Source organism: Streptomyces hypolithicus (assembly GCF_052934925.1).
In genome coordinates this window covers 2,832,623-2,850,362 of the sequence record NZ_CM128811.1, presented here as the reverse complement: position 1 = coordinate 2,850,362, position 17,740 = coordinate 2,832,623, and the positions used below count along the sequence as shown (strand labels likewise).

The window sequence follows — 17,740 nt, the reverse complement described above, 5'->3', positions numbered from 1 at the left end:
GTGGCTGGTCGTCAGCTGGTCAGAAGCGGTCGCGTCGGTCGTCTTCGGTCACGACGGTGGTGGTCGGCTGCGAGACGACCGCGCGCCGGCGCTTGGCGACGCTGGCGAAGACCGCGACTCCGACGACTCCGACGAGCATCATGATCACCCCGACCAGGTCGAGGTTGACGCTCTCCAGCTCCCAGTCGGTGGCGAAGGTGAGTACCGCTCCGCCCGCGATGAGAAGAATGAATCCTCCCAGTCCCATGAAACCCGCCTCCTTGTGCGCCCGGATGTTCCGAGCCGGTGTAGTCCTTCGCTTACCCGGCCCTTCAAGACCCACGCACCTGAGTGCGATTCAGTCTCCCCAGCCTTCCGGCCAGCCTTCCGGTCAGCCTTCCAGGAAGGCCGTCATCGCGTTCGCCAGCAGGTAGGGGTCGTCGGCGCCGCACAGTTCGCGGGCGCTGTGCATCGACAGGATGGCGACACCGATGTCCACGGTCTGGATGCCGTGCCGGGCCGAGGTGATCGGGCCGATCGTGGTGCCGCACGGCATCGAGTTGTTCGACACGAAGGTCTGCCACGGGACCCCCGCCCTCTCGCACGCCGCCGCGAACACGGCCTGGCCGCTGCCGTCCGTGGCGTACCGCATATTGACGTTGACCTTGAGGATCGGGCCGCCGTTGGCGCGCGGGTGGTGCGTCGGGTCGTGGCGCTCCGCGTAGTTGGGGTGTACGGCGTGACCGGTGTCGGACGACAGGCAGATCGTGCCGGCGAAGGCGCGCGCCTTGTCGTCGTAACTGCCGCCCCGCGCGAACACCGAGCGTTCCAGGACGGTGCCGAGCAGCGGTCCGTCGGCGCCGGTGTCGGACTGCGAGCCGTTCTCCTCGTGGTCGAAGGCGGCGAGCACGGGGATGTGGGTGAGGGGGCCCTCCTGCGTACTGGCGGCCGTGAGCGCGGCGACACCGGCGTGCACCGAGATCAGGTTGTCCATGCGCGGCCCGGCCACCAGTTCGCGGTCGCGGCCCAGGTAGGCGGGCGGCTCGATGCTGTGCGCCATCAGGTCCCAGCCGGCGATCTCGCCCTGGGCGAGGCCCGCTTCGTCCTCCAGGAAGCGGATCAAGTCCCCTTCGTGTACGTCGCCGAGGCCCCAGATCGGCTGCATGTGCCGCTGCTTGTCGAGCTTGAGGCCGTCGGTGTTCACCGACCGGTCGAGGTGAACGGCCAGTTGGGGTACGCGCAGCAGCGCCCGGTCGATGTTCACCAGCCGGTACGTGCCGTCGCGCAGCGTCAGGCGCCCGGCGATGCCCAGGTCGCGGTCGAGCCAGGTGTTGAGGAGCGTCCCGCCGTAGATCTCGACGGCGATCTGCCGCCAGCCGTGCGCGCCCATGTCGGGCAGCGGCTTGACGTGCAGGTGCGGGGAGTCGGTGTGCCCGCCGACGATCCGGAAGGGGGTGCTCGCCCGCGCGTCCTCGGGCACGTACCAGGCGATGATGGCGCCGCCGCGCAGCACGTACTTGCCGCCGGTCGTCGCGTCCCATGCCTCGGTTTCGAGAACCTGCCGGAAGCCGGCCTTGTCCAGTCGCTCCGCCGCGTTGGCCACGGCGTGGTACGGCGACGGGCAGGCCGCCAGGAAGGACATGAGGTCGTCGGTGTGGCCGCGGTCGAAGCGGGGGGATGCGCGCATGGTGCTCACCATAGCCACGGGCCCGTGCCGCCCGCCCCGGAGGTGGGACACCTCGCACCGCCCCCGAGTTCGAGGGCCCTTCGGAGCCCAGCAGAGCCCCGTAGAGGCCCATCAGGGCCCGTCAGAGCCCGGGGGGGCGCTCGAAGCGCCGCTGTATCGTCCGGCGTTCGCCCCGGCGCAGCTGCGGCAGCATCTGCGGTGCGCCCGGCCGCCGCTGCTGCTGCCGGCGCCTGCCGACGCAGAACAGACAGCCTTCGCCGGGCGGTGCGGTGGGGTCGATGGGGGAGCCGGGGTGCTCGGAGCAGCCCGACGCGTTGCGCGGCCGGGAGAGCTCGCGGGCCACGATGAACGCGCGGTGCAGGGTGTCCGCGAGCTCGACGAACTCCTCGGCGGGGGAGGAGAAGGTGACGCTGAACGCCCGGTCGTTGACGCTCTGAAGGTGCCCCTTGAGTACGTCCAGGGTGTACGGCGGGTCCGGCACGGGGTAGCCGAGGCGGCGCTGCTCGGCCGGGGCGGGGACGCTTCGCTCGCCGCGGCGGCGGCGGTCGTTGCACAGCAGGCACCGCCCCCAGCCGGCCGGTGCCTCGGGGTCGGTGGCGCCGGCGGGGTGGAGCGGGCAGCCCGTGTGGCTCTTGACCGGGGCGAGCTCGGCGGCGGTCTTGAAGGCGACGTACAGGGTGTCGGCGACCGCTTCGTACTCCATGGGGTGGGAGCCGTCGTAGAGGTCGCTGATCTGGTCGCCCACCGAGCCGAGCTTTCCGCGCAGCTCGGTCAGCGTGTACGGCCGGCCGGCCGGGACGGAGTAGCCGCCGTTGCGGGGTTGCCTGGAGTACGAGCTCATACCGACCAGAGTCGCACGCTCCACTGACAACGGGCCGGGCTCCTTCCCGCAAGGAAGGTGCCCGACCCGCTGCCGGAGGAGTGGAGAAAGCTTTGGAGGGCTTTAGAACGCCGCCTCGTCCAGCTCCATCAGGGACTGGTCGACGGACTCCGCCAGCGCGCGCTCCACGCCGACACCCGGCAGGACGTTCTCCGCGAAGAACTTCGCCGCCGCGATCTTGCCCGTGTAGAACGGCACATCCTTCGGGGAAGCGGTCGGCAGCTTCTCGGCGGCCACGGCCGCGCCCTTGAGCAGCAGGTATCCGACGATCACGTCACCGGAGGCCATCAGCAGCCGGGTCGTGTTCAGACCGACCTTGTAGATCGACTTGACGTCCTGCTCGGTGGCCGCGAGGTCGGTCAGCATGGCGCCGACGATCGCCTCCAGGTCCACGGCCGCCTTGGCGAGCGTGTCGCGGGCCCCGGCCAGGTCATCGCCGCCGGTGCCGACCGCGAGGAACTTCTTGATGTCCTCGGCCAGCGAGTTCAGCGCCGCGCCCTGGTTGCGGACGATCTTCCGGAAGAAGTAGTCCTGGCCCTGGATCGCGGTGGTGCCCTCGTACAGCGTGTCGATCTTGGCGTCGCGGATGTACTGCTCGATCGGGTACTCCTGGAGGTACCCGGAGCCGCCGAACGTCTGGAGCGACTGCGCCAGCTGCTCGTACGACTTCTCGGAGCCGTAGCCCTTGACGACCGGCAGCAGCAGGTCGTTCATGGCGACGAGCGCGGAGGCGTCGGCTCCGGTGGCCTCCGCCACGGCGATCTCGTCCTGGACGGACGCGGTGTGCAGGACCAGGGCGCGCATGCCCTCGGCGTACGCCTTCTGCGTCATGAGCGCGCGGCGGACGTCGGGGTGGTGCGTGACGGTGACCTTCGGCGCGGTCTTGTCCATGAAGTTCGCCAGGTCGGGTCCCTGGACGCGCTCCTTGGCGTACTCCAGCGCGTTCAGGTAGCCGGTCGACAGGGTCGCGATGGCCTTCGAGCCGACCATCATCCGGGCGAACTCGATGATCATGAACATCTGGCGGATGCCGTCGTGCTTGTCACCGATCAGCCAGCCCTTGGCGGGGTGCTGGTCGCCGAACGTCATCTCGCAGGTGTTGGAGGCCTTGAGGCCCATCTTGTGCTCGACGTTCGTGGCGTAGACGCCGTTGCGCTCGCCCAGCTCGCCGGTCTCCCAGTCGAACTCGAACTTCGGGACGAGGAAGAGCGACAGGCCCTTGGTGCCGGGGCCGGCGCCCTCGGGGCGCGCCAGGACGTAGTGGAGGATGTTCGCCGACATGTCGTGCTCGCCGGACGTGATGAAGCGCTTCACGCCCTCGATGTGCCAGGAGCCGTCCTCCTGCGGGACCGCCTTCGTGCGGCCCGCGCCGACGTCCGAACCGGCGTCCGGCTCGGTGAGGACCATCGTCGAGCCCCACTGCTTGTCGACGGCGATCCGCGCGATCTTCTTCTGCGCCTCGTTGCCCTCTTCCCAGAGGATGCCGGCGAACGCCGGGCCCGAGGAGTACATCCAGACCGCCGGGTTGGCGCCGAGCAGCAGCTCCGCGTACGCCCAGATCAGCGAGCGGGGCGAGGTGGTGCCGCCGATCTCCTCGGGGAGGCCGAGACGCCAGTACTCGCTGTCCATGAAGGCCTGGTAGCTCTTCTTGAAGGACGCGGGGACGGGGGCGGTGTTGGTCGCCGGGTCGAAGACCGGCGGGTTACGGTCGGCGTCCTCGAAGGAGGCGGCCAGGTCGTTCTCCGCGAGACGGGAGACCTCGTCGAGGATGCTCTTGGCGGTCTCGACGTCCATCTCCGCGAACGGGCCGGTGCCGTACAGCTTGTCGCGGCCGAGCACCTCGAAGAGGTTGAACTCGATGTCGCGGAGATTCGACTTGTAGTGCCCCATGGCGACGGCCCTCTCGTAACGCATACCAGCAAGTAACTACGATGATGCTACCCGCCGGTAATAAGAGCAACCCCTATCCGACTATTTGTGATGCGTGTCGCTGGCAGCTGCAAGTGGTCCTCCGATTACCTTGCGTGGCGGAGGTCGTGATGATCATGACCCGTTATGCATCAGAAGGACCCGTGCGACGTCTCTTCACCAAGGTCGGCAGCCTCGCGGCGGTCGCCGCGCTCGCCTTCACGATGGCCCAGCCCGCCCAGGCGGACCAGGCCGACGTTCCGGAGCAGCGCGTAGCGGCTGGATCGGCGTACTTCGAGTTCACCGACTACAGCAGCGATACGGCGATCCTCAAGCTCGACGATCCGGCCAAGATCCAGCAGGCCAGGGGCATCCTGAGCGGCAAGGAGACGAGCAGGACCCACGTCCTTGGGAAGATCAAGACGGACGGGGCCCCGTACAACCCGAACTGGAGCTTCCACTTCGATCCGTCAACGGTCAGCTTCTTCGACGTCGCCATCGAGGTGTGCGACGCCACGCTTGCCTACGTGGAGGACCACCTTGACGAGGTGGGCGGCGCGTTCCTGCCCGGCCACTACTGCTGCCCCTGGGGTTCGAAGCTGATCCGCGAGGTCCCCGCGCCGTAACGCGCGCCACGCACCCTTCGCGCCACTGCCCGGCCCCGTCGCACGGGGTTGGCCGGTGGCCCGCAGTCATGTGACGCGCGGCCCGCACCAGACCGTCTCTCACGGCCCCCTGGCTCACGCCCCCAGCGCAGCGATACGGCGCCGAGTATGGCGAGGCCCTGGCCGGAGTCGTCGCTGTCGGTCTCGCGTGGCGGGTGCCTTTCGCGAGCAGATCCCCGGGCTGCTGGAGCGCTACCAGCGCCGGACCGTCCGCCTGGCCAGGGAAATCGCAGCCGTGGTCAAGGAGTTGGCTGGACGAGCTGCCTCGCGCACCCTGCGGGCGATGGCGGCACGGTCTCCCGGTTCACGGCGCTGCACACGCTCATGGCGCTGCCGCTGCCGCCCGCTTCCACGCCGCGGGTCCTCGGCGTGGACGAGTTCTCCCTACGCAAGCGTCGCTCCTACGCCACCGTCCTCATCGACGCCGAGACCAATCAGCGCATCGGCGTGCTGCCCGACCGCAAGGCTGAGACGCTGGCCGACCTGGCTTCGAGCTCGTCAACGCAGGACTCACCCTGCCCCATCACAACGGCGGCACCAGAAGGCGTCAGCGACAAGACGCAACTGATCAAGCATCAGATGTACGGGCGGCCGACTTCCCCCTCCTGCGCCGCCGGATCCTGCTCGGCTGACATCGCACTCCGTCACCACCGAATCTGCGACAGAGCCGTTTGCTGTAGAGACCCGTGTGGCGCGGGCTCACCTCACACCCGACGAGACGCAATGACCATGAGTTAATCCGGATCGGGCGTCAGCTGGTGGAGCACGATGGTGCGGGTGACGTGGCGGGTTCCAGGGTCGGTTGAGCTGCGGGTTCGGTAGCTCAGATGGGGGCGCTTCGTGGTTCGGGGCGCGGTGCGCTTGGGGCGTTCGCGGATGAGCATGTCGGGGAGGTCGGCTATGAAGAAGCGCAGGGCCTTCGCGAGGAGGTCAGGGGGAAAAGGCCGTCCGCACGGAGCTTTTGACGGCGTCCAGGACGGGCGGGAAGCTGATGCGGGCCGGGTCGACACCCGCGATCACGGCGGCCTTCGTGATCAGAGTGCGCAGGGCCTGGTAGACGCAGAGCAGGGCCCACAACTCCTGGCGTACGCCCTCGGGTTTACCCGAACGCAGGACGCCGCCACTGGTCCGCAGGTCGACCTTGACCAGCTTGAACAGGACTTCCACCGACCACCTTTCCGCGTAGTTGCGGGCCAGTTCGAGTGCCGGGGCTGCCTCGGGGTCCAGCAGGGTGGTGATCAGGCAGAACACCTCGCTGACCCCGTCGTCGTCGGCCACGCTGTACTCGATGACCCGCACCGGCACACGCTCCGAGCGCCTGGTACCGCGCAGCTCGGAAAGGTAGGTGCCGTCGGCCAGGCGTTTCCTGACGGGCAGGGCGAAGGAGGCTGAGACGCGCCACAGCAGTTCGGTACCCGTCGCGGCGGCGGCCGTGTACAGGTCGTAGGACGGAAAGCCCCGGTCGGCCAGCAGCAGCATGCCCGGACCCAGCCGGTCCAGCAGGCGCTCGAACAGGGCCCGTTCGCCGACCTCGATGGAGTCGAAAGCCGCCCCGGCCAGGGCCAGGGTGCCGCACTCCGCCAGCGCCACCAGGCGGGCCTGCGGACGGCTACCGCCGGACGGCACGCCGAAGGCGGCCTCGTTGTGCCGGCCGGAGGGCAGGTCGAAGACCGTCCCGTCCACCGCCATCAGCCGCAGACCCCGCCAGAACGCCCCCGGCATCCGCTCATCCGCGACGGGTGCGGCGACCTCGTCGAACAGGTTCCGCAGCGGTGCCTCCCCCAGCCGGTAGCGGGCCAGAGAGATCGCCCCGTCGCTGGGCACCCGGTAACCGTCCCAGCCACCCCGCGACCACCGCAGCCCCTCCAGCAAGCCCCGCAGCGTGCGCACATACCCCTTGCCCGGCTCCAGCCACAACGCCATAGCCAGATACATCATCAACTTCGATGGCAACGAACGGGTCCGCTCCTCACGCGCCCCAGCCTCGTCCACCGCGGCCTGCACCGCCTCCTCCGGAAACACCGTCGCCAGCAGCCCGATCGACACGTCATCCGTCAGCCGCCCTGCGACCGCACCCTCAACTCGCTCCACCCAAAGATCATCGCACCTGGAGCGTTAACTCATGACCATTGCGACGAGACGGCGGAGGCAGCGTGGTTGCGTCGGCACCTCGCTCGTGCGGCCGAACGCGACGAAGAGTGGATACGACGCGCCTTGCTGCTGCAAGGCAGGATCTAGGTGAGTGGAATCGCATTGATCGCCACGCCCGCCGTGTGGCGAGTTCTTGAGATCACCTGGCTGGCGGCTCTTCTCCAAGTGTGTCCGGGTTGGACTTACGGGCAGTGGGCGGTACTGCCCCATATGAGTTAATCGAGCGCTGCGCATTCGGTGGAAATTTCGGACGATCGGCAATGTGTATTCGCATATTTTCATCGGACTTTGCGTCGTTGAATTTCGGTCTACCCTGGTTATTTCTGGCACGCAGAAGATTTTTCTGACTTAATATGCCAGCAACACAGTAAAGGCTTCCCGGGCGATCTGTAGGGCCCGGTAGGCCACGGCCCCCACAGGAAATGGCCTTTCGATGAAGCGGAAGATTCCTCAAGCGGCTCAGCGCCGCACCTTGTCCGGCTGGCTGGCCTCGGCTCTCGCCGCAACGGTTGCCGCCGTAATGGTCGCGGTGACGCCGACACAGGCGCTGGCCATCGCGACACCCGTACCTCTGGGCACAGCCGCCAGTTTCTCCGTTCTGGCAGGTTCGGAGGTCACCAACACCGGACCCTCCGTGATCGACCACGACCTTGGAGTGCACCCGGGGACAGCCATCAGCGGGTTCCCGCCCGGCGAGGTGCGCGGCACCGTACATTCTGCGGACGCTGTCGCACAACAGGCCAAGTCCGACCTGGTCCAGGCGTACAACAACGCGGCCGGCCAGGCCACAGACTTCGCGCTTCCGGCGGGAATCGGCAATGGCGACACGCTGCTGCCAGGCGTCCACACTGCTGTATCCGGTGTCGGACTCAACGGCGACCTGATCCTGAACGCCGGGGGCAACCCCAACGCCGTCTGGGTGTTCCAAATTCCTGAAGCCCTGACGACAGCATCCTCCAGCCGGGTACTCCTCACGAACGGCGCTTCGGCGTGCAACGTGTACTGGCAGATCGGTAGTTCGGCCACGCTCGGCACCAACTCCACCTTCGTGGGCACGATCATGGCTCTGACCTCGATCAGCGTGACCACGGGGACGAACATTGAGGGCCGTGCACTGGCCCGTAACGGCGCCGTGACGCTCGACACCAACAGGATCTTCCTCGGCGGGTGCGCGACCACCACCGGTGGAACGACGTCCGGCACCACCACCGGAACCACGACTGGCACCACCACCGGAACCACGACTGGCACCACCACCGGAACCACGACTGGCACCACCACCGGAACCACGACTGGCACCACCACCGGAACCACGACTGGCACGACCACCGGAACCACGACTGGCACGACCAACGGTGGAACCACAGGGGGTCTGATCAGTGGCGGCGTCCTGGGCGGACCCATCGTCGGCATCGTGGGCGGAAGCACCTCGGGGAGCATCTCCGGCAACACCGCCGGGATCACGCAGGGCAACACCGCCGGGATCACGCAGGGCAACACCGCCGGGAACACGCAGGGCAACACCGCCGGGAACACCACTGGCGGGAACACGCAGGGCAACAGCGCCGGGAACACCACCGGCGGGCACGGCGGTAAGCCGGGTAAGCCGGGTAAGCCGGACCATCACGACAAGCCCGGTTGGCCTGGCCATCACGACAAGCCGGGCGGGCCGGACCACGGTGGCAAGCCTGGCCATGGGCACGAGGAAGCGCCCGGGAAGCCGAACCACGGTGACGAGCCTGACGTCTACAGCCACAGCTACGGCTACGGCGACAAGCCCGTGAGCCACGAGGGCTAGGCAGCACACTGCCGTAAGCCCGCTCATCGAATGATGGTGCACGGCGGAACCCTCATCGGATCCGCCGTGCACCATCGGTGACAGTCAGAAAAATGTCAGGCGCGAGTAGCTGAAATGGAAAGACAGGGTGGGCGGTGTCGAGCGGAATTAGAGCAGCGGACGTGAAGGAACTTCAGCAGTCCGATTCCGGTCCGGCCCCGCAGGAATGTCATGACGAAGTGGTCGCCTCCGGCAGGCGGCAGTTGGGTGCCCGTGTACTGAAGGCAGGGCTGCGCACCGTCGTGCTTCTGTGTCTGGTCACGACCCTCGTCCATGTTGTTCTGGTGTTCCTTCATGTGGCGCCCGCCAACACCGTCTCGAAGCGGTACAGCCCGGCGATCAACGCATGGGTGTACCCCTACTTCGAACAGAATTGGCGCCTTTTCGCCCCGGACCCCGACTCTGTAAACCGGCAAATTCTGGTGAGAACCGCACACACGCGCTCCGACGGATCTGTCAAGGTGAGCACCTGGTTCGACCTAACTGCTGTGGACAATTCCGCAGTCGAGCACAATGTGTTCCCGAGCCACACGGCGCAGAACCTTCTGCGCCGCGCCTGGACCTCCTACACCGAAACACACGGAGGAGATGACAAGGCGCGCACGGAACGCGCCGTGATGATCCAGAAGTACCTGAGCAACATCGCTGCGGACCGCGTCGCCGCCCACAACGGCGGCACATTCGACTTCATTCAGCTTCGCGTCGTCGTACAGCCCGTCCCCGCAGCCGACGCCGCAACCGGCAGCCACCCGCCGACGCCCACCGAGAACCGACTTCTGCCCTGGTGGAAGGTGACCGCCCATGGGAAATGAGCAGACCCCTCAGACTGCCCCCACGACACCAACGCCCCAACGGCCAACGGGGCAGGAGAGTGTGTCTGCCGGCGCCGCGCAGTGGACCGTCGACCGGATCCGCGCTCTGTGGGACCTTGTGACCGACCGGCCGGTGTCCCTGTACGCCGCGTCGGTGCTGCGGATCGGCTACGGACTGCTCTACCTGGTCTTTCTGTTGCGCGAGTTCCCGCACCGCGACGAGATCTGGGGCCCTGGCTCCCCGTGGACACCCGCGTTGGCGCGACAGCTCTTCGAACAGACGGGGTGGAACAGCATCCTGACCCTGTCCGACAGCCGGGCCTACTTCGAACTCTGCTACACCATGGCCCTCGTCACGTCCGCCCTGTTCATGCTGGGCTGGCGAACCCGAGTCATGTCCGTCCTCTTCGCCGTCGTGGTGATCTCGTTCCATGCCCGCTCGATTTTCATGACGGACGGGGGCGACAACCTGGTCCTGCTGATGGCTGTCTACCTCGTCCTCACCGCGTGCGGTCGGCGCTGGTCCCTGGACGCACGCAGAAACCGGCTCAAAGCAGCTCGTGCGGGCGACGTGCCGGAACCGGTGAGGAGCTTCACCGCACAGCAACTCCGCGACGCCCGCACCACCTCAGTCACCGTGGTGCACAACTGCGGCATCTTCGTCATCGCGGCACAGGTCTGCTTCCTCTACGGATCAACCGGCCTGTACAAGGTCCAGGGCGCTTCCTGGGGCAGCGGCACCGCTCTCCACTACGTTCTGAACCTCGAACTCTTCCAGCCCTGGCCCGCGCTCTCGCACCTCGTGGACGAGTTCCCGCTCCCGATCGCGATCGCCGGCTACATGACGGTGCTCCTTCAGGTCGCCTTCCCGTTCGTGCTCTTCGGCAGGCTGAAGTACCCCGTACTCGTCCTGCTGCTGGGTATGCACATCGGTATCGCGGTACTCCTGGGGCTGCCCCTCTTCTCCGGCGCGATGATCATTGCGGACGCCGTGTTCCTTCCCGACCGCTTCTACGCCTTCCTGCCTCGCCTGTGCCGACGCGCCGCACAGCGGACCGGCATGCGGATGCCGACACCCGGGCCGGCGGCAGCATCCGGATCCGTCCCTTCGCAGGGCAGGCCCGGCGCAGCGGGCCCCAAGCACCGAGCCAATCTGGCAGAGCAGAAAGACACCACGCTCACTACCGAGCGGAGCTGACAGACGCCATCGCTCTGCTGATGCAGGACAGCCGCCACAGTCGGTCGCGGGTTGGCGGTGGCCCGTAGTCATGTGTCGCGCAGCCAGCACCAGACCGTCGTGCTGCCGGGTCCTGGCTCTTTTCCGCCACGTCGAGCGACCGGTGTCCGACGTCGTTGGAGGGCTGTCGGACCCGTCCGTTAGGTTGAAGGTTCGCGTAGGCAATGAGCAACGGGGTTGGCGGGTATGCGTGCTGAGGCGCTGGCCTTGCGGTTGGCGGATCTGGCGGGGACCGGTGCGGGGGATCTGCGGGCGTTGGTAGGGGAGTTCCGGCGCAGTGAGGTGCTGGTGCCGGTGGTGGACGGGGGGTTGCTGTCGGTGGCGACGGGCCCGGTTCGGTGGTTGTTCGCTTTCACGAGTGTGGAGGCGCTGGAGGTTTTCGCCGGGCAGCGCGGCGAAGTCATTGACGAGTGGGTGGCGGCGTTCGGGGCCCGGCTTCTTGACCAGGTGATTCCGGATATCGGTGGGCCTGTGGGTGTCGCGGTGGACGTGGGAAGTCCGGCGGGGATGGTGCTGCCGCCGGTGGCCGGGGACGTGCCGGACGCGGTGGCGCTCGGTGTGGAGGGTGCTGCGGTATGAGTGACGGGGGCGGGTACCGAGCGGATACCGAGTCACTGGGTGAGATCACCAAGGGCATCAATCTGGCGATGGATGAGCTGAAGGAGCTCGGGTTCGACATCGATGCGAATCAGGGGCGGGGCTTCGGCCGTTTGGAGCTGGCAGGGCTGGAGTTGGGCGACGGACCCCTGCAGGAGATCTTCGCGGAGTTCTGCGACCGGTGGGGCTCGGGAGTACGCACCCTGATGCAGGACGCCAACAACTTCGCGGTCGGGCTCGGCCTGTCCGCCGGGATGTACCACGACCAGGAACGGTATGTCGCGAACACGTTCAAGACGGTGTGGAATCAGGTCGGCGGCAACCCGTACGCCTCTCAGGAGGAGATCGAGGGGCAGTCCGTGAAGGAGACGATGCTCATGGGCAACGCGGTCGGCCATGTGATGGACGCGGACTACAGCGGGGAGTCCTTCCTGGAGGCCGAGAAGGCGAAAAACGAAGCCGACGATCAGGTGGCGGAGGACTTCGAGACGTCGCCGTGGAACGGGTGGCAGGACGACACCGAATGGCAGTGGGACGGCGCGCCCGAACCCGAGCAGAAGCATACTCAGTTGACTGAGAGTGCGGTTCGCGCCGTGATGCCCGATTCGCGATGAGGTCTGGGTGAGGTGCCCTGCTCGGTGGGGTGGGCTGGTGCTCAGGGGCGGGGCTGGGTGAACAAGCCGGGCTCGGGCTCGGTGAGGATACCGCGGGTTACCAGGCGTTTCAGCTTGGAGCGGATGCCCTCGGTGTTCTTCGGCAGGATCGGAAGGTCGAGGGCCTCGCAGATGTCGCGGGCCCGCATCGGATGGCCGGTGTCGGCGAGGACCGTGAGGATCTGCTGGTAGGCGGGGTGTTCCGGCACCTCGGCGCGGGGTGGATCGTCGACCGGTGCCGGTGCCGGTGCCGGTGCCGGTGCGGGGAGGCTGAGGAGGGTCTTGCGGGTGATCTGCAGATTCTCGCTCTCGGTGTCGAACTCGCAGAGGCGGGCGGTGAGTTCGGCGATCTGGTCCCGGAGCCGTCCGGCCTGCTCGGAGACTTCGCTCATCCGGACCTCGACGTAGGCCAGTACGGCCTCGACCTGGAGGATCTCACTCACGCGCCCCTCCAGGAGGGGAGGGTGATGCCGGTGAGGCGGCGGGCCATGACCGACGTCATCGCCCAGAACACCCGCGAGCGGGAGGAGGCGAGCCGGTGTTCGTAGTCACGCACGAGACGGCGGTAGAACATCAAGATCCCGTTCGTCTGTTCCACGATCCACCGCTTGGCCTGCGGGACGAAGCCCTTCTCGGCCGGGTTGCGCTCGACGATCTCGACATCGATGCCGAGAGTCTTGCCGTGGTCGACGACGCTCTTCTTGAAGCCCTGGTCGACCAGGGCCTTGCGCACCGTGTCGGTCTGCGCGGCCACACCGTTCAGCAGGGCGATGCCGGCAGCGTTGTCGTGCGCGGACGCCGGCAGGGCGGCGGCCTCGACGACGAGGCCCAACACGTCCACGGCCAGGCATCTCTTCCTGCCCGGCACCTTTTTCGAAGCGTCCTTGCCCGTCGTGTCGGCCGGGACGCCGACGGCCGCGTGGATGCTCTGGGTGTCCAGGACCACCAGACTCGGGTCGGCTAATCGCTTCCGGCTCTCGCGCAGCTGCCAGCGCAGGAGGTCGTGAACGCTCTGGTCGGTGCCGTCGTCACGCCAGGCGGCGAAGTAGTAGTACGTCGCACTCTTCGGCGGCAGATCGTGCGGCAGGTACTCCCACTGACAGCCGGTGCGGTTCTGGTAGAGGATCGTGTTGACGATCTCCCGCATCGCGTATTTGCCCTGATGGCCGGTGGCCGAGGGGTGCTCGGCCTTCCAGGCGCTGATCACGGGCTCGATCAACTTCCACTGCTCGTCGGTGAGATCACTCGGGTACGGATTGCGACCACTCATCCCGCCACCCAAGCGAACCTCGAACGCCTGACCGGCAGAGATGCCCCAACGCCACCCCATCGAGCGACACCAAACCCGGCATTACAGTGCGAACCGCACTCTGAGATGGGTGAGCGCTGATGGGCCTCGACCTGCCTGGGATAGGCAGCGCGATCAAGAGCGGCACCGACAACTTCGTTGCCAAGGCCGAGGGCGCCCTCGACTCCGCCAAGGAGAGCGTCGGCGAGGCTACCAACCGGGTCACGGACAGGGTGGCCGACGGGTTGTCATCGGTGGGCGCCGACCGGATCGCCGAAGGTGTCCGGGACTACGGCGAAGGCATGAACAACCGCCTGGGGGGCGATGTCCCCGAGCGGCAGCTGGGCGAGAGCGAGGACCCCAAGGAACTCATCCACGGCAGCGCCCCGGCGATCGAGGCGCGGGCGTCCCACTTGGCTGACTTCGGCAAGGCGTTCGAGACGGTCGGCCAGGGGCTGCGCGGTCTGGACAGTGGTGCGTGGCAGGGCAAGGCCGGTGACGCGTTCCGGGAGAAGTTCGGGATGCAGCCGCCCGCGTGGTTGAAGGCGGCCGACTCGTGCGAGGAGGCCGGCAAGGCCCTGAAGGCGTACGGGGATGCCGTGAGCTGGGCCCAGGGGCAGGCGGTCGCCGCGATCGAGGCGTACAAGAGTGCTCAGCGGGCCAGTCAGAGCGCGGCGAAGGCGTACGACGCGCAGGTCGCCCAGTACAACGAGGCCGCCACTCAGTACAACAAGGTTGCCGCCACGGGCGGTGATCCCGGCCCCAAGCCGCCCCAGCCAGGCACGTTCCAGGACCCGGGCGAGGCGGGCCGCCGCGAGGCGCAGGAGATCCTCTCCGAAGCCCGGCGCCAGCGCACCGAGGCGGCACGCGCCGCGTACCTGCGCGTCAAGCAGGCTCTGGAGCACGCTCCGCAGAAGCAGGGGCTCAGCGACCGGCTCGTCGCCGACGCCAAGGACTACGTGGTGGCCATGGGCCCGAACGCCATCCACTTGTTGGGCGGCTTCGTCAAGGGTGCGGGCGACATGGTGGTGCTGGCACGCACGCTGAACCCGTTGGACCACTACAACCTCACCCACCCCGCCGAGTGGTCCAAGCAGCAGCATTTGCTGGGGACGAACCTCCTGGGCATGGTGGCCCATCCCGAGCGCATCCCGAAGGGGATCATCGGTTCGGGATGGTCAAGCGATCCTTTGGACGCCACCGGTGGGTTTCTGTCCAACCTGATCGGTAGCAAGGGGGTCGGCGGGGTAGTCAGGGGCGGGCTGAGGAGAGCACCGGGGAAGGGCAGAGAGCAAGCCGACGGGGGCCCGGACAAGAGTCAGGACCCGGACAAGTGCCGCTGCGAGGGCGACCCGGTCGACGTGGCATCGGGCCGGATGCTGCTGCCCGAGACAGACGTGTCCCTGCCCGCCGCGCTGCCCCTGACCTTCACCCGCAATTTCAAGTCCTCCTACCGCAACGGGTACTGGTTCGGGCCCGCCTGGGCATCCACCGCAGACGAACACCTGGAGATCGACGCCCAGGGCGTCGTCCACATCCGCCACGACGGCGCACTGCTCACCTACCCGCACCCCGCCCCCGGCATCTCGGTCATGCCTGACGCGGGCGACCCACACCCGCTGACCGTCGACCTGCAAGGCAACTACACGATCACCGACCCGGTAGCTGGCAGGGCCCGCCACTTCACCGCTCCGGGAGGCGACGGCAACGGCATCGCCCTCCTCTACGAGATAACCGACAAGTCGGGCCAGTACGTCACCTTCGACTACGACACCGACGGCACCCCCACCGGCATCGTGCACTCAGCCGGCTACCACCTGAAGATCACCACCGAGGGCGAGCGCATCACCGCCCTGCACCTGGCGGGCGCAGCCCCCGACGGCGGCGACCAGGAACTGGTCCGCTTCAGCTACGACACACACGGCCACCTCGCCACCGTGACCCGCTCGTCCGGCATCCCCACCCGGTTCACCAACGACGAGCAGGGCCGCATCACCGCCTGGACGGACACCAACAACTCCTCGTACAGATACGTCTACGACGACCAGCACCGCTGCACCTACCAGTCGGGCGAGGCCGGCCACCTGCGCAACACCTTCACCTACGACGACACCGACCCGGAAACCGGCCACAAGGTCACAACAGTCACCAACTCCCTCGGCCACACCAAGCGCTTCCTGGTCAACAGCCGCCTCCAAGTGGTCGCCGAAACCGGCCCGGACGGGGCGACGACCCGGCGCACGTATGACGAGCGAGACCGTCCTCTGACGATCACCGACCCGCTGGGCCGCACCACCAGCTACGGCTACGACGCCGCAGGCCGGATGGTGATGGCAGTCCGCCCGGATGGGGCGTACACCAGCGTCGGCTACAACGACCTCGGCCTGCCCGTTTCGATCGCAGGGCCGGACGGCTCGCGCCACAGCCAGGAATTCGACGCCTTCGCGAACCGGATCTCGGTGACGGACTCGGCCGGAGCGACGACCCGTTTCGCATACGACGACCTCGGCAACCTTGCCACGGTCACCGATGCCCTCGACGCGGCAACAGCGGTGCGCTCCAACGCGGCTGGCCTGCCGCTGCAGACCACCGACCCCCTGGGGGCGGTGACCCGCTATGAACGAAACGGGTTCGGCCGCCCGACCACCATCACCGACCCTCTGGATGCGGTCACTTCACTGGACTGGACGGTCGAGGGCAAGCTTTCACGACACACCTGCCCGGACGGGACCACCGAGTCGTGGACATACGACGGCGAGGGCAACTGCCTCAGCCACGCCGATGCCATGGGCGCGGTGTCCCACTTCGAGTACACCCACTTCGATCTGCTAGCAGCCCGCACCGGTCCGGATGGAGTGCGCTATACCTTCGAGTACGACACGGAGCTCAATCTCCGCAAGGTCACCAACCCGCAGGGGTTGGATTGGAGATACGAATACGACCCGGCGGGACGTCTCGTCGCCGAAGCGGACTTCGACTCCCGGGCTCTGTCGTACAAGTATGACGCGGCAGGTCAGCTGACGGCCCGGACCACTGCATCAGGCCAGACCATCCTCTACGAGCGCGATGTCCTCGGCCGCACGGCGAAAAAGGACGTAGCCGGATCGGTTATGACCTTCTCCTACGACGTGACGGGCAGCCTCGCCCAGGTGACCGGTCCAGATGCGGTCCTGGCCCGGCAACGGGACACCGCAGGCCGTTTGATATCCGAGACGGTCAACGACCGCACTCTGACCTTCTCGTACGACGTCCTGGGCCGGCGTACCAGCCGCACCACACCAACCGGCGCGACAAGCACCCGGACTTACGACGCAGCGGGTAACTGCACCGAACTGACGACCTCCGGCCGTAAGTTGTCGTTCGAACGCGACCTAGTCGGACAGGAAGTGGCCCGACACCTCGGCGGCGGCCTCATCCTGGAGCACACCTTCGGCACATTCGGACAACTGAGCAAACAGGAACTCGTCGGTCCGAACAGTCAGCTAAAACAGCGCCGCCGATACGCCTACAGGGCAGACGGCCATCTGACCGGCGTTGAAGACCAGCTGAACGGAAACCGCCGCTTCGAACTTGACTTGGTAGGCCGCGTCACCGCGGTACATGCGGCGGGCTGGACGGAGACGTACGCCTACGACGAGGCAGGCAATCAGACTGCAGCATCCTGGCCCGATGCCATGCCAGGGCAGGGAGCGACGGGCCCGCGCATCTACAAGGGCAGTCGAATCCGCTCGGCAGGTGGAGTCAACTTCGAACACGACAGCGCGGGGCGAATCATCCTGCGCCAAGAAACACGTCTGTCACACAGACGGGACACGTGGCGCTACACCTGGGACGCAGAGGACCGTCTGACCTCAGTCCTTACCCCAGACGGCGCGACATGGCGCTACCTGTACGACCCGCTGGGCCGCCGCATGGCAAAGCAGCGCTTGGCTGACGACCGCAACACGGTCGTCGAAGAGGTGAACTTCACCTGGGACGGCACTACTCTCGCCGAACAGGCTGCCGGAGAGGGTCTGTACGGTCTCCGGTGTAATTGATGATCAAGG

At 67.2% G+C, this 17,740-nt stretch carries 14 protein-coding genes; 7 read left to right on the top strand and 7 right to left on the bottom strand.

Translation table 11 applies throughout. The annotated features are described in order from the left end of the window. Positions 1–19: 19 nt before the first annotated feature. From ACU6WZ_RS13435 to ACU6WZ_RS13420, 4 genes are all read right to left on the bottom strand, one after another. Positions 20–247 (bottom strand): DUF6458 family protein, encoded by a 228-nt coding sequence (locus ACU6WZ_RS13435; protein ID WP_447033589.1) that lies wholly within the window; start codon positions 245–247, stop codon positions 20–22. A 123-nt stretch (positions 248–370) separates the two neighbouring features. Then, complete coding sequence (locus ACU6WZ_RS13430; protein WP_447033588.1) at positions 371–1,666, bottom strand: M18 family aminopeptidase; 1,296 nt, start codon at positions 1,664–1,666, stop codon at positions 371–373. A gap of 121 nt (positions 1,667–1,787) precedes the next feature. Further along, complete coding sequence (locus ACU6WZ_RS13425) at positions 1,788–2,507, bottom strand: hypothetical protein (RefSeq protein ID WP_447033587.1); 720 nt, start codon at positions 2,505–2,507, stop codon at positions 1,788–1,790. A 102-nt stretch (positions 2,508–2,609) separates the two neighbouring features. Next, a complete protein-coding gene (locus ACU6WZ_RS13420; protein WP_447034021.1) occupies positions 2,610–4,436 on the bottom strand; it encodes an acyl-CoA dehydrogenase in 1,827 nt (608 codons plus the stop codon). A 182-nt stretch (positions 4,437–4,618) separates the two neighbouring features. Between ACU6WZ_RS13420 and ACU6WZ_RS13415 the strand changes: the two genes are divergently transcribed. Further along, complete coding sequence (locus tag ACU6WZ_RS13415) at positions 4,619–5,080, top strand: BP74-related protein (protein WP_447033585.1); 462 nt, start codon at positions 4,619–4,621, stop codon at positions 5,078–5,080. 969 nt (positions 5,081–6,049) lie between these two features. Here ACU6WZ_RS13415 and ACU6WZ_RS13410 read toward each other — a convergent pair. Further along, the gene (locus tag ACU6WZ_RS13410) at positions 6,050–7,210 is read right to left on the bottom strand and encodes an IS4 family transposase (protein WP_447031609.1); all 1,161 of its coding nucleotides are present in this window, start codon (positions 7,208–7,210) and stop codon (positions 6,050–6,052) included. Positions 7,211–7,703: 493 nt separating this feature from the next. Here ACU6WZ_RS13410 and ACU6WZ_RS13405 point away from each other — a divergent pair, with 493 nt between their 5' ends. The 5 genes from ACU6WZ_RS13405 to ACU6WZ_RS13385 all read left to right on the top strand — a co-directional run bounded on the left by ACU6WZ_RS13405 (position 7,704) and on the right by ACU6WZ_RS13385 (position 12,367). After that, positions 7,704–9,068, top strand: coding sequence for an ice-binding family protein (locus ACU6WZ_RS13405; protein WP_447033583.1), 1,365 nt, complete (start codon positions 7,704–7,706; stop codon positions 9,066–9,068). Positions 9,069–9,229: 161 nt separating this feature from the next. Next, a complete protein-coding gene (locus tag ACU6WZ_RS13400) occupies positions 9,230–9,919 on the top strand; it encodes a DUF5819 family protein (RefSeq protein WP_447033582.1) in 690 nt (229 codons plus the stop codon). After that, entirely contained in the window at positions 9,909–11,117 is a 1,209-nt protein-coding gene (locus ACU6WZ_RS13395; RefSeq protein ID WP_447033581.1) for an HTTM domain-containing protein, read from the top strand. Before ACU6WZ_RS13400 ends, ACU6WZ_RS13395 begins: the two co-directional genes overlap by 11 nt. 225 nt (positions 11,118–11,342) lie before the next feature. After that, positions 11,343–11,735, top strand: coding sequence for an SseB family protein (locus ACU6WZ_RS13390; RefSeq protein WP_447033580.1), 393 nt, complete (start codon positions 11,343–11,345; stop codon positions 11,733–11,735). Next, the gene (locus tag ACU6WZ_RS13385) at positions 11,732–12,367 is read left to right on the top strand and encodes a hypothetical protein (RefSeq protein WP_447033579.1); all 636 of its coding nucleotides are present in this window, start codon (positions 11,732–11,734) and stop codon (positions 12,365–12,367) included. The genes ACU6WZ_RS13390 and ACU6WZ_RS13385 overlap by 4 nt, the downstream gene beginning before the upstream one ends. A gap of 41 nt (positions 12,368–12,408) precedes the next feature. Here ACU6WZ_RS13385 and ACU6WZ_RS13380 read toward each other — a convergent pair whose 3' ends face one another. Both ACU6WZ_RS13380 and ACU6WZ_RS13375 read right to left on the bottom strand, forming a co-directional pair. Continuing rightward, positions 12,409–12,849: a hypothetical protein gene (locus ACU6WZ_RS13380; protein WP_447033479.1), complete on the bottom strand. Its 441-nt coding sequence runs from the start codon at positions 12,847–12,849 to the stop codon at positions 12,409–12,411. Next, positions 12,846–13,676 carry an IS5 family transposase gene (locus tag ACU6WZ_RS13375; protein WP_447029762.1) on the bottom strand — a complete coding sequence of 277 codons (831 nt, stop codon included), beginning with the start codon at positions 13,674–13,676 and terminating at the stop codon, positions 12,846–12,848. Before ACU6WZ_RS13375 ends, ACU6WZ_RS13380 begins: the two co-directional genes overlap by 4 nt. Positions 13,677–13,795: 119 nt before the next feature. On the opposite strand from ACU6WZ_RS13375, the gene ACU6WZ_RS13370 reads away from it, so the two are divergent. Next, entirely contained in the window at positions 13,796–17,731 is a 3,936-nt protein-coding gene (locus tag ACU6WZ_RS13370) for a putative T7SS-secreted protein (protein WP_447033577.1), read from the top strand. Positions 17,732–17,740 lie beyond the last annotated feature (9 nt).